At 44.3% G+C, this 13522-nt stretch carries 11 protein-coding genes; 9 read left to right on the top strand and 2 right to left on the bottom strand.

The genetic code is table 11. The annotated features are described in order from the left end of the window. Nucleotides 1–200: 200 nt before the first annotated feature. Entirely contained in the window at nt 201–1010 is an 810-nt protein-coding gene (locus R8695_RS12360; protein WP_118508309.1) for a transglutaminase domain-containing protein, read from the bottom strand. Between the two features lie 89 nt (nt 1011–1099). Continuing rightward, nucleotides 1100–1279 carry a hypothetical protein gene (locus R8695_RS12355; protein WP_167515467.1) on the bottom strand — a complete coding sequence of 60 codons (180 nt, stop codon included), beginning with the start codon at nt 1277–1279 and terminating at the stop codon, nt 1100–1102. A 139-nt stretch (nt 1280–1418) separates the two neighbouring features. Between R8695_RS12355 and R8695_RS12350 the strand changes: the two genes are divergently transcribed. The 9 genes from R8695_RS12350 (at nt 1419) to R8695_RS12310 (ending at nt 13405) form a co-directional block, all read left to right on the top strand. Beyond that, a complete protein-coding gene (locus R8695_RS12350; protein WP_154780221.1) occupies nt 1419–5021 on the top strand; it encodes a DUF5717 family protein in 3603 nt (1200 codons plus the stop codon). Between the two features lie 15 nt (nt 5022–5036). Continuing rightward, nucleotides 5037–6284, top strand: coding sequence for a DUF5716 family protein (locus tag R8695_RS12345; RefSeq protein ID WP_154780222.1), 1248 nt, complete (start codon nt 5037–5039; stop codon nt 6282–6284). A gap of 13 nt (nt 6285–6297) precedes the next feature. After that, nucleotides 6298–7086, top strand: a complete 789-nt coding sequence (locus R8695_RS12340) for a hypothetical protein (protein WP_154780223.1) — start codon at nt 6298–6300, stop codon at nt 7084–7086. Between the two features lie 119 nt (nt 7087–7205). After that, the gene (locus R8695_RS12335) at nt 7206–8096 is read left to right on the top strand and encodes an amino acid ABC transporter substrate-binding protein (RefSeq protein ID WP_154780224.1); all 891 of its coding nucleotides are present in this window, start codon (nt 7206–7208) and stop codon (nt 8094–8096) included. 117 nt (nt 8097–8213) lie between these two features. Further along, nucleotides 8214–8864, top strand: coding sequence for an amino acid ABC transporter permease (locus tag R8695_RS12330; RefSeq protein WP_154780225.1), 651 nt, complete (start codon nt 8214–8216; stop codon nt 8862–8864). 77 nt (nt 8865–8941) lie between these two features. Continuing rightward, on the top strand, nt 8942–9628 hold the full coding sequence (locus R8695_RS12325; protein ID WP_118508316.1) for an amino acid ABC transporter ATP-binding protein: 687 nt from the start codon (nt 8942–8944) through the stop codon (nt 9626–9628). A gap of 129 nt (nt 9629–9757) precedes the next feature. Continuing rightward, on the top strand, nt 9758–11191 hold the full coding sequence (purB, locus tag R8695_RS12320; protein WP_118508317.1) for an adenylosuccinate lyase: 1434 nt from the start codon (nt 9758–9760) through the stop codon (nt 11189–11191). A 38-nt stretch (nt 11192–11229) separates the two neighbouring features. Next, entirely contained in the window at nt 11230–12510 is a 1281-nt protein-coding gene (locus R8695_RS12315; RefSeq protein WP_118508318.1) for an adenylosuccinate synthase, read from the top strand. A 73-nt stretch (nt 12511–12583) separates the two neighbouring features. Then, the gene (locus R8695_RS12310; protein WP_167515468.1) at nt 12584–13405 is read left to right on the top strand and encodes an HAD family hydrolase; all 822 of its coding nucleotides are present in this window, start codon (nt 12584–12586) and stop codon (nt 13403–13405) included. The last annotated feature ends 117 nt before the right edge of the window (nt 13406–13522 follow it).

Raw genomic sequence — 13522 nt, 5'->3', positions numbered from 1 at the left:
TGAAACCAGTTGTTTCAGTAAAAATTTCCGGAAGTACAAAAGGCGGCATGAAGCTGACTGGTCATAAAAAAATCGATCAGTCAGTCTTTTGTTGAATTTAAATTGGTATAAATAACAAAGAAAAAATACAAATAAATAAGAAAAAAGTTTCGGAGAGCCCCATGTACGGGAACTTCCGAAACTTTAATTTTTGACCCGGATCAGATCGTGATTACATAAGCCCTGTTTCCGCGGTAATAGGGCCGTCCGTCTACGCCGCTTAATCCGTAATCCATACGGTAATAACGCTCCGTCTGTTCGGTAACCTTCGCCCAGTTAGGGTCACAGACTTTTCCTTTAATCTCAGCCCAGCCATGGCCGCCGGAGGAGATCACCTTCGCATCAAAAGAACCGATGGCATTGGCCAGATAAGCGAAGGCAGAAGCGAAAGCGAAGCAGTCACCGGCACCACGGTAAAACATATCTTCTGCGTAACTCACATCCCAGTTGGAATAATAATACCGGAAATCGTAATCATTGCCGCCGCCTCCGTAATTATAATTTACAGCACGAAGATAACATTTCCAAAGCTTCTCAGGTTTGGACATATTTCTTCTGGTAACCTGTCTCATCACCTGGTTGGCAATGACCATGATCTTCAGTTTTCGCAGCTCTTCGCTGTTATATTTGGCTTTGCCATTCTTATCCAGATAGATATTGTTCACACGGCGGTTGGTCACCATATATGCATAAGAACCATTTCTGATCTGGAAGAAATAATAATTCCCCTTAATCTTCTGCCAGCCATTCTGCTGAATTCCCTTCTCATTGAAATAATATTTCTTCCCGCGGATCTTCACCAGCCCTTTGACAGTTTTCCCCTTTTTGTCATAGTAGTAAATGTTGCCGCTTGCCTTATGATCGAATTTACTGCGCAGCTTAGAAGCAGCCTGTACATTAACAGGCAGTAAAAAAACCAGGCAGACAGCCATAAGAAGCAGGATTACAGACAGACTTTTTCTTTTCCCCATAAAACCCTCCCTGAATGTATAATGATAATTAAATTATACAAAATATAATGAAATTGTGCAATGAAAAACAGAAAAAGTCAGAAAAAAGATCACAGCCAGTCTGTCCAGAGATAAAAGATCAGCAGATACATCAACTGGTCTTTCAGGGAAAATTTCCGGCTCGCAGGAACCTGCCATGCCTCATCCGGATAAGCATCCTGAAGAAAAAGTTCTCCCCTCCAGTGCAGTCCGCAGAGCTGGACCGGTGACTCACTGGAGCTTACGGCCAACAAGTATGCACCGGATCTGCCAGCTGGCAGATCCGTTCCGGAATTTTTCGACCTTTATTGCGCGGAATGGGTTTGTGGTGTATAATCAGAAGATAATGAGCAAAATTTATGGATAAGCAAGGATATAAGGTGAACGACTTTGAAAAAGAAGATTGAAGAACTCTTAAATGGAAAATTTGAATATGAACAGCCGCAGCTCTTGTTTTCTCAGGAGAAGATCGAAGTTACGGTGAAGGCCGGAGATGTGTACAGGGGAGAACTGTATTTCGGCACAGAGGACAATCACAGGATCCGTGGATATATCACCTCTTCGAACCGCCGTGTAGTGCCGGGGATGGATAAATTTTCCGGAACTACCGTGCGCCTGCAGTACGGTGTGGACGGCAGCGGTATGCGCCCCGGGGAGAAGCATGAAGGATGGCTTTGCTTTACCACCAGTATCGGAGAATACAAGCTTCCTTTCGTGATCCGTGCACAGAAAGAAGAAATAAAAAGTGTGGCAGGAAAGGTAACAGACCTGGATTCTTTTGTAAATATCGCGAAAGATGATTTCAGGGAAGCGTACCGTCTTTTTACAGACAGCAGGTTTCGTGAGCTTCTGGATCAGAAAGATAAGAAACAGATGGCTCTTTATAAAGGACTTTCTAGACAGCCGGTCACCTTTCAGCATCTGGAAGAATTTCTCATCAGCACAGGGAAAAAGAAACCGGTGCACATTTCATTAAAGACAGACAGCAGCAGTTTCTATGATATCAGGGAATCCGTTCGCGAATCTTTCCCTGTACAGAGGGATGGATGGGGACATCTCAGGCTGGACATCGAGACGAAGGGAGACTTCCTGGAAGTATCGAAGAAAGTGGTAATGGATGATGATTTCATTGGAAGTTATTATCAGGTGGAATATGTGATCCATAAGGAGAAACTCACCCACGGCAGACAGTTTGGTGAGGTTGTGGTAAAAAGTCCCTATCAGGAACTGGTATATCAGATCACTGCATCACAGGAACCACAGGTACAGCTCAGAACAGGGCTTCATGAGAAAAAAATGAAGCTGGAACTGCTGAAAGATTTTCTGGAATATTCCTGCGGCAGGATGGAGCTTAAGACTTGGGTCAGCAGCGGCAGATTTCTGCTGAACCAGCTTCGCGAGGAAGGATGCGAAGCGCCGGAATATCAGATGTATGAAGCTTATCTTTCTTATATGGAAGGAAATGCAGGGACAGAAAGAAATGCAGATACAGAAGAGAACAGAGATATAGAGAAAAATATGGAACAGGCAGTAGAGATCCTGAAGAGTCTGCGCAATAAATCCTTCCATAAGGAAGACCCGGAATATGCAGGAGCTTATCTGTATCTTTGCATGCTGACCGGCTTGTATAAAGACACAGAACATGCTGTCAGAAGATTAAGAAATTTTTATATGCAGAAAGAAGACAGCTTCCTTCTCTTCTGGATCAGGCTTCAGACAGACAGAGAGCTTACACAGTCACCTTCCAGAACTGTATTTATGCTGGAAGAACAGTTTGAGAAAGGCTGCAGGAATCCTCTTCTTTATCTGGAAGCATGGAAATACATCAGTCAGGATATGTCCCTGCTTCACAGAATGAGCAGTTTCTGGGCACAGGTATTTCTCCTTGCAGGGAAAGAAGGAATCCTTACAGAGGAACTGATCATGCGTTTTGCCTATCTCACAGGATATGAAAGGAAATTTAACAGAAGCATGTACCGTGCCATGGCCATGGGCTATGAGGCGTTTCCTTCTGACGATACCCTGGAAGCGATCTGCCGTTATATCATGCTGGGAAATCCCAGAGAGCCGGAATATTTCCGCTGGTTTTCACTGGCAGTGGAACATGGTCTTCGTCTGACCAGGCTGTATGAATATTATGTGGAGACTATGGACACTTCTTATCAGAGAGAACTGCCCAAGGCTCTGCTGATGTATTTCACGTATAATAATACTTCCCTCGGGGATGATAAAAAAGCCTTTATTTATGCAAGTATCATAAATAATAAAGAGAAACAGCCTCAGACCTACGATGACTACAGAGATCATATGAAGATCTTTGCCATGCGCAAGGCAAATGAGGGGAAAATGAATGAGAATTATGCAGTACTGTATCAGGAATTTTTAAGCTGTCCTAAGAACCGGAGACAGGCAGAACTGATCGCCGGAAAGATGTTTACAAACAGGCTGTACTGCGATGATAAGAAGATCCGGTGGATCATTGTGCGCCATGAACAGCTGGAGAATGAGGAAAAATATCCGTGCATTCATGGGATCGCATATCCGCGGATCTATACAGAGGATGCAGTGATACTGTTTCAGGATGGTCAGCAGAGACGCTACTGTTCTACTGTGGATTATAATGTAAAGAAACTGTTCGATGAGCGGGAGATGGTGGATTATGCGCTGGAGCAGAAAGCAGAAGATACAGGACTGATCCTCCATTATTGTGAAAGTACGGAACCTGACCGCAGGGGGCTGGATATTTTCCGCAGAATCCCACAGGATGAGAAATTTTCACCGGAATATCAGAAGGATATCAGGAAGAAACTTCTGAAATATTACGGGGAGAATGTCAGAGGGGAGGATCTGGATGATTATCTGAAGGAGATGGATTACAGAGCCTATGCGGCGGTAGACCGCACCGGACTTCTGGAACTCCTTATTGAAAGAGGGCTGTACGTACAGGCCATGTCTGTGATCTCGGAACTGGGATATGAAGGACTCAGCACAGAAAGTCTTCTGAAACTTACAAGCAGAATGCTGATCCGCTGTGATATGGCAGAGGATGAAGAACTGCTGGCGCTGGCATCGGATGTTTACCGTATGGGTAAATATGACGAAGTGATCCTGAAATACCTGATGGAGTACCGCTATGGCCCTGTAGATGGCCTGCTGGCTGTATGGAAAAGTGCCCGGGGATTTGAGATGGATACTTATGATTTCGAGGAGAAACTGCTGGGCATTCTGATGTTTACTTCTGATTACCGCAAGGATGGAGAGAAGATCCTGGAAGACTATGTGAAACATGCGGGAAAGGAATATATCATCGGCGCATATCTTACCCAGATCTCATATGGAGTATTTGTACGGGAATATCCTATGAGTATTTTCGTAAGAAATGAGCTGGAAACTGCATACAGACAGAAATGGCCTGTGAATTTCATCTGCAGGCTGGCGTTGTTTGAATCCCTTTCCAGGGATAAAGATCTGTCTGAGGAACAGTTTGCAATGGAGCAGGAGATTTTGCAGAAATGCATGAAGAAAGATCTTCAGTTTGCATTTTTCAGAAGACTTCCTGCACAGCTGAAAACCCAGTATCAGTTAGATGATAAGACCTTCGTGGAGTACCATACAGATCCGGAGGCCAGGGTAACACTGTACTATGCGCTGGATGCGGGACTTGGCAGAGAACTGCAATATCAGACAGAACCTCTGCGTAACTTATATGAAGGAATATTTATGAAAACCTTTACGCTGTTTTACGGGGAATCCCTCAGGTACTATTTCCGGACCGAAGTGAACGGAAAGGTTCACCAGACCCAGGAGAGAGTGATCACCATGAACAAGGTAGAGGGAATCCCGGTGAGCAGGTATCAGCTGATCAATCAGATGCTTTCTGCACGCAGACTGGATAAAGAACAGGAAGTTTTAAAACAGGTGAAAAAATATCTCCGCCAGGAGCAGTATGTGGAAGAGATGTTTGTGATCGAAAAGGAATCAGACGAGCAGTAAGGACAGGAGGAACAGATGAACGAAATCCGTGATTTGATAGTGGGAATTGATTTTGGAAAAGAGCATTCCCAGATTTGTTATTATGACCGAAAGGCCGGAGAACCCCGTTCGCTGTCCATGAAGGTCGGAGGCAGCCAGTATGAAGCGCCTACCTGTCTTTGTCGGAGAGTGGAACAGAAGGATTACTGTGTAGGACTGGAAGCTGAATATTTTGCCAGGGAAAAAGGCGGGATCATGATCGATGACCTTTACGGGATCTGTCAGAAACGGGAGAAAGTCATGGTTGCAGGGACAGAAACTGAGCCCTGGGGACTTCTGGCACAGTTTCTGAACGGAATGCTTAAGTTCCTGGGGATCACTGAGCTGGTAAAAAATACGAAATGCGTGATCGTTACACTTCCGAAACTTGGAGATATTCAGGTGGAGAATTTCCAGAAGGCTTTTGAGAGCCTGGGATTTCCCAATGATAAATATATGCTCCAGGATTATGCAGAGAGTTTCTATTATTATGTGCTCTCCCAGAAGAAAGAGATCTGGAACCGCAGTGTAGCCTGGTATGCATTTACCCCTGAGAAAGTGATATTCCGTAAATTAACACTAAACGGCGGTACCAGACCGGTACTGGTGAAACTGGAAGATCCGGTGGAGACAGAACTTCCCATGGAAGAAGAGGAACGAGATACAGAGTTTTACCGCTTCGCCCAGAAGACACTGGGAAAAGATCTGTATTCCAGCATTCAGATCACAGGAGAGGGCTTTTCTCAGGACTGGGCAGTGCAGTCTGTGAAGCTTCTGTGTTATCAGAAACGCAAGGTATATTATGGAAATAACCTGTTTGCCAGAGGCGCCTGTGAAGCAGGCAAAGAAAGACTGGAGGATAAATCACTGAAGGGATATCGTTTCTTAAGTGATTCTCTGGTCATGGCAGATGTGGGAATGGAAATGAGAGTGATGGGTTCCCCCACATATTATCCACTGATTCAGGCCGGAAACAACTGGTATGACTGCAAGGCATCCTGCGAGCTGATCCTGGATAACACGGAAGAACTGGTATTTACTATCAGTACTTTTGAGAATCCGGAGAAAAGACGGGTAGGCATGATGCTGCCGGGAATTCCACCCCGTCCCAATAAGACTACAAGGCTGTCACTGGAACTTCAGTATGTATCCCAGAAAGAATGCAGGGTAACGGTGAAGGATCTGGGGTTCGGGGAAATGTTTCCGTCCAGTGGTAAGGTCTGGACAGAGACAGTAGAATGGTAAAGGAGACGAGAGGATGAGTGGATATATTTTATGTCAGACAAAGAAGGCAGAGCATCCCTATTTCGTAGAGAGTATCAGTACCAATATTTATACCATAGAAGAACTTTGCTATTATCTGTATCATAACCTTTATCTGGTGGATCAGACGATCATCAATGAAGATCTGTGCAAATGGCTGGCAGAGGAGCTGGAACTTACCCAGCTAGCATCAAAGTTGCGCCAGGCAATGGAGAGGGAGGCAGGAGCAGAAGAGATCCTGTACCCTGTATTCAAGGAGATCAATTATCTGACCTATGAGGAACTGAAAGCGCTGAATGGCCGGCTTACAGAACTGAATAAAGAAAGTACAGCCATCAGAAAAAAAAGAAAAGGAGATGCACTGGTAGAGAACGGGATGTATGTAAATGCGATCCGCGTTTATCAGAAACTGCTGGATCAGACGGATTTCAGTAAAGAACGGGACGGACTGGAAGCCCGGATCATGTACAATCTGGGCTGTGCCTACAGTTATCTTTTCCAGATGGAAAAAGCCATGGAATGTTTCTGGAATGCATACAGCCGTTCAGGCACAGAGAATGAAAAAGCACTGAAAGCATATCTTCTGGCATACCGTAGCATCCGCAGTAAAGAGGAATATGCCCATCGCCTGAAAGAACTGAAGATCAGTGAAGAATTAAGATCAGAAATTCGTGAAGCACTGAACCATTTCTCGAAGATCCCTGAGAAACAGGCAGAAACAGACAGTCTGGATGTCATGCTTGAAAAACTGGCCAGAGATTATCACAGAAGTACCGGATCCTGAAAGAAACCGGATTCTTATGCTTGACAGCTACAGATCCATGTGTTAGGATTAACACATACTTTCACATGGTAGAGTGACTATGTGGTAAACAACAAAACAGATAAAGAGGAGAGTTTATCATGAAGAAGAGAGCATTAGCAGTAATCATGGCAGGTACAATGGCAGCTTCTATGATGGCAGGCGTTGTTTCCGTATATGCAGACGCTGAGAATAAAACATTAACAGTAGGATTTGATGCGGAGTATCCGCCTTTCGGATATAAGGATGACAACGGAGACTATGTAGGTTTCGACCTGGATCTGGCACAGGAAGTATGTGACAATCTGGGATGGGAACTTGTAAAGAAGCCTATTAACTGGGATTCCAAGGATATGGAACTGAATTCCGGTTCTATTGACTGCATCTGGAATGGCTTTACCATCAACGGACGTGAAGATGATTATACATGGTCGGACCCATATCTGAACAATGAGCAGGTAATGGTAGTTGCTGCCGATTCAAAGATTGAGAAGCTGGATGATCTGGCAGGAAAGAACGTAGTCGTTCAGGCAGCTTCTGCAGCACTGGATGCATTAAACAGTGATGATAATAAGGATCTTACAGCAAGCTTCGGTTCCCTTACAGAGAACCCGGATTACAACACCGCATTCATGAACCTGGATTCCGGTGCGGCTGATGCCATTGCAGTAGATATCGGAGTTGCGAAGTATCAGCTTTCCCAGAGAGAAGAGGGTAAATACATTATTCTTGACGAGCCGATCCAGAGTGAGCAGTATGGAATTGGATTCAAGAAAGGCAATGATGATCTGAAGGATACTGTATGGGCTGAAGTCCTGAAACTTTATGATGCCGGAGAAGTAGACAAGCTGGCTGAGAAATATGAAGTTGCTGATATGCTCTGCATCGGTGACGAAGACGCAGAGAAGGAAGACGCTGCCGAAGATGAGACAGCAGATGATGCTTCCGAAGAAAAAGCAGATGATACAGCAGAAGAAACAAAAGCAGAATAAAACATACAAGAGGAAAGGATAAAGCCTTTCCGGATTATAAAAAGAAACAGAGGGTACATTTTATGTGCACCCTCTTTTCTTACTGTACAGGAGAAAAATTTTTCAGGAGGAAAAGACATGTCTTTAAATGTAATGCTCCAGCAGCTTGCCGGCGGTATGGTAGTGTCAGTAGAAATTTTTGTAGTGACACTGGTGTTTTCACTGCCTCTGGGACTGCTGATCTGTTTCGGCAGAATGTCCAAAAATCCGGTGATCAGGGGAATCGTGTCAGCATACATTTCCATTATGCGTGGAACACCTCTGATGCTGCAGCTGATGGTTGTATATTTCGGACCATATTTTATTTTCGGTATCCGCATTTCCATGGGATACAGCCTGATCGCAGTATTTATTGCGTTCAGCATCAACTATGCTGCTTATTTTGCAGAGATTTACAGAGGTGGTATTGAATCAATTTCCACAGGACAGTACGAGGCTGCGAAGATCCTGGGATATAGTAAGGCGCAGACCTTTTTCAGGATCATCCTTCCGCAGGTAGTGAAACGCATCCTTCCGTCTGTGACAAATGAAGTCATCACACTGGTCAAGGATACTTCGCTGGCTTTCGTTGTAGCGGTAGCAGAGATGTTTACCATTGCCAAGCAGATCGCAAGTGCGCAGACTACCATGATGCCTTTTGTGATCGCAGCAGTATTTTATTTTGTATTTAACCTGATCGTTGCCATTGTCATGGACAAGATCGAGAAGAAGCTGAACTATTACCGGTAGAGCATGTTTGAGAAAGGCTTTCTGCAGATTGCGGGAATGATTTTTCAAATACGCTCTGGAGTTGAGAGGAATGTTTTATGAAATTATTTGAAATGAAGCACATAAAAAAGAGCTTCGGCAGTCTTGAGGTGCTGAAGGATATTTCACTTGAAGTGGAAGAGGGAGAGGTATTAAGTATCATCGGTCCCTCCGGATCCGGCAAGTCCACCCTGCTTCGGTGTGCCACAGGACTTGAGACACCGGACAGCGGTGAGATCATCAAACAGGGGGATGTGGGACTGGTATTTCAGAACTTTAACCTGTTTCCCCATTTCTCCGTATTAAAGAACATTACAGATGCACCGATCCGGGTACAGAAAAGAAAGAAAGAGGAAGTTTATACCCAGGCCAGAGTCCTGCTGAAACAGATGGGGCTGTCAGACAGGGAGAATGCTTATCCGTTCCAGTTATCAGGGGGCCAGCAGCAGAGAGTTTCCATTGCAAGGGCTCTGTGCATGAATCCGAAGATCCTGTTCTTCGATGAACCTACTTCCGCCCTGGATCCGGAGCTGACAGGAGAGATCCTGAAGGTTATCAAGGATCTGGCAGCAGAGCACATTACCATGGTAATTGTTACTCATGAGATGACTTTTGCCAGAGATATTTCAGACCATATCATCTTTATGGACAAAGGACTGATCGCAGTGGAGGGAACCTCACAGGAAGTATTTGCATCAGAACATGCGCGAATGAAGGAGTTTCTTGGAAAATTCCATCAGGGATAGGCTTTTTGTGGTTGCTTTTAGGGGAATGATGTTATATAATTTCAAAGGATATAATCAACCTAGTAGCGGTTATGGAAAATATCATAATATTTTACCTGACTGCTATAAGAAAAAACAGGAGAGTGAATAATGAGTACAGACAGATATGTAAGTCCTTTATCAGAGCGTTATGCAAGTAAAGAAATGCAGTATATTTTTTCTCCGGATATGAAATTCCGCACATGGAGAAAACTTTGGATTGCTCTTGCTGAGACAGAGAAGGAACTTGGTCTTAACATTACACAGGAGCAGATCGATGAGCTGAAGGCTCACGCAGATGACATTAATTATGAAGTTGCCAAGGAACGTGAACGTCAGGTGCGTCATGATGTAATGTCCCATGTATATGCATATGGAGTGCAGTGTCCGAAAGCGAAAGGAATCATCCATCTGGGAGCTACCTCCTGTTATGTAGGTGATAATACCGATATTATCGTTATGACAGAAGCCTTGAAGCTTGTACGTAAGAAACTGGTCAATGTAATTGCAGAGCTTGCTTCTTTTGCAGATAAATATAAAACACAGCCCACACTGGCTTTCACACATTTCCAGCCTGCACAGCCTACTACAGTGGGAAAACGTGCCACACTCTGGACCCAGGAATTTCTTCTTGATCTGGAAGACCTGGAATATGTGTTAAGCACAATGAAACTTCTTGGTTCCAAGGGAACAACAGGAACACAGGCAAGTTTCCTTGAACTCTTTGAGGGGGATCAGGAGACCATCGATAAGATCGATCCGATGATCGCACAGAAGATGGGATTCAAGGAGTGCTATCCTGTATCCGGACAGACTTATTCCCGTAAGGTAGACACCCGTGTACTGAATGTACTCGCAGGAATCGCAGCAAGTGCTCATAAGATGTCCAATGATATCCGCCTTCTTCAGCATCTGAAAGAAGTGGAAGAGCCTTTCGAGAAATCCCAGATCGGTTCCTCTGCTATGGCATATAAGAGAAATCCGATGAGAAGTGAGCGTATTGCTTCCCTTTCCAGATATGTAATGGTAGATGCCCTGAATCCGGCGATCACTTCTGCTACACAGTGGTTCGAGAGAACCCTGGATGATTCTGCGAATAAACGCCTGAGCATTCCGGAAGGATTCCTGGCTATTGACGGAATCCTGGATCTGTGTCTGAATGTGGTAGACGGCCTTGTGGTTTATCCGAAAGTCATCGAGAAACATATGCTGGCAGAGCTTCCGTTTATGGCTACCGAGAATATCATGATGGATGCTGTAAAGGCAGGCGGAGACCGTCAGGAACTTCATGAACGCATCCGTGAGCTTTCTATGGAAGCCGGTAAGACAGTGAAGGTAGAAGGTAAAGATAATAACCTTCTGGAACTGATCGCGACAGACCCTGCATTCAACCTTACTCTGGAAGAACTGCAGAAGTCCATGGATCCTGCGAAATACACAGGACGTGCGAAAGAACAGACCGAGAGATTTGTAAGTCAGGTAGTTCAGCCAATCCTGGATTCTCATAAAGAGATGCTGGGAATCAAGGCAGAAATTAATGTATAATATAAAATTCAGCTTATTAAGCAGGAGGAATTAAAGTTATGGTAAAAGCAGTTGTTGGTGCTAACTGGGGTGATGAAGGTAAGGGCAAGATTACCGATACACTTGCTCAGAAAGCAGACATTATTGTAAGATTTCAGGGTGGTGCAAATGCAGGTCATACAATTGTAAATAATTATGGTAAATTTGCGCTTCATACTCTTCCGTCAGGTGTGTTCTATGACCATACAACAAGCGTGATCGGAAACGGGGTTGCCCTGAATATCCCTGTATTTTTCAAAGAGTACAATGAAGTGGTAAGCAGAGGCGTTCCGGCTCCGAAGATTCTGATCTCTGAGAGAGCACAGATGGTTATGCCTTATCACATCCTTTTCGATCAGTATGAGGAAGAGCGTCTGGGCGGTAAATCTTTCGGATCCACCAAATCCGGTATCGCACCGTTCTATTCTGACAAATATGCGAAGATCGGTTTCCAGGTAAGTGAACTTTTCGATGAAGAACATCTGAAAGAGAAACTTGTGAGTGTATGCGAAACCAAGAATATCACACTGGAACATCTGTATCATAAACCTCTTCTTGATCCGGACAAGCTTTTCGAAGAACTGATGGAATACAAGAAGATGGTAGAGCCATATGTATGTGATGTTTCCCTGTATCTGTGGAATGCATTAAAAGAAGGTAAAGAAGTTCTGTTAGAGGGTCAGCTTGGTTCTCTGAAGGATCCGGATCACGGAATCTATCCGATGGTTACTTCTTCTTCTACACTGGCAGGATACGGTGCAGTAGGAGCAGGTATTCCTCCGTATGAGATCAAACAGATCGTTACAGTATGCAAGGCTTATTCCAGTGCAGTAGGAGCAGGTGCTTTTGTATCCGAAATCTTCGGAGATGAGGCAGATGAGCTGAGAAGACGCGGTGGTGATGGCGGTGAATTCGGTGCTACTACAGGCCGTCCGAGACGTATGGGATGGTTTGACTGTGTTGCTTCCAAGTACGGATGCCGTATGCAGGGAACTACGGACGTTGCCTTTACAGTTCTGGATGTTCTGGGATATCTGGATGAGATTCCGGTATGCACTGCATATGATATTGACGGAGAGATCACTACTGATTTCCCGACTACTGTGAAGCTTGAGAAAGCGAAACCGGTAATCGAAAAGCTTCCAGGATGGAAATGTGATATCCGTGGAATTAAGAATTACGAAGATCTTCCGGAAAACTGCAAAAAATATATCGAATTCGTAGAAGAACATATCGGATTCCCGATCACCATGATTTCCAATGGTCCGGGAAGAGATGACATCATCTACAGAAATAAATAAGACGAATCTGCGCCGGGGAGTTTTCTCCGGCGCGTCTTTTTTTAAAGAAATATTCCGCACAGAAAGGGAAACGATGAAAAACAATAAATTTAAACGTGCAGGAGCCTGGGCTGCTATCATCCTGATAATTCTGGTATTCTGCCTTCCTATGGTATTTGCTTTCGGAAGAGGTGAGGTCGCAGGAAACTGGTTTCGCGCATCTCTGGGTGCAGCCATAGCATTGCCCATTCTCTTATATGCTATGTGGATGGTTTACAGGATACTGAACAAAAATAAAAAGGCGGTGAATTCAGAAGTGGAGAATATTATTTTTGACGTAGGACAGGTACTGGTGAAATATGACTGGGAAACCTATCTGGACAGCTTTGGTTTTCCGGCAGAGGAACGTGAGAAACTTGCGAAAACAGTGTTTTTAAGCAATACCTGGAATGAACGCGACAGAAGTACCCATAATGAAGTGTACTATGTGAACCAGATGGTAAAGGAAGCACCGGAATATGAGGCAGATATCAGAGAGCTGATGCGCCGCTCTGACGAAACAATCCATAAAACCGATTACGCAGACACCTGGGTACAGTATCTGAAAGAAAAAGGTTATTATATTTATATTTTATCCAATTATGCCACAGATACCCTGCGGAAAACCCGTTCCAAGCTGACATTTTTGAAATATGTGGACGGAGCTGTTTTTTCCTGCGAAGTGAAGCAGATCAAGCCGGAGTCGGATATCTATCAGACTCTGATCAGCAGATATCATCTGAATCCGGAGAAATCTGTATTTCTGGATGACCGGGCAGAAAACTGTGAGGCTGCCAGAAAGGCAGGAATTCATGCCATTCAGTTCCATTCTTTCAAACAGGCAGCGGCAGACCTTGAGAAAATGGGTATAAAATAAAGAAAAACCATAAATTTCACCAAAAATACAAACAATAAGATTTGTATTTTTATGAAAAAGATGATATAATAAATACACTTGTGGGAACATAATACCTATGAAATATTGGAAAAGAGG

It is taken from the genome of Blautia luti, assembly GCF_033096465.1.
Lineage (GTDB): Bacteria > Bacillota > Clostridia > Lachnospirales > Lachnospiraceae > Blautia_A > Blautia_A luti.
Note: the sequence above shows the minus strand (reverse complement) of the source record. Positions and strands in the feature narration are given on the sequence as shown.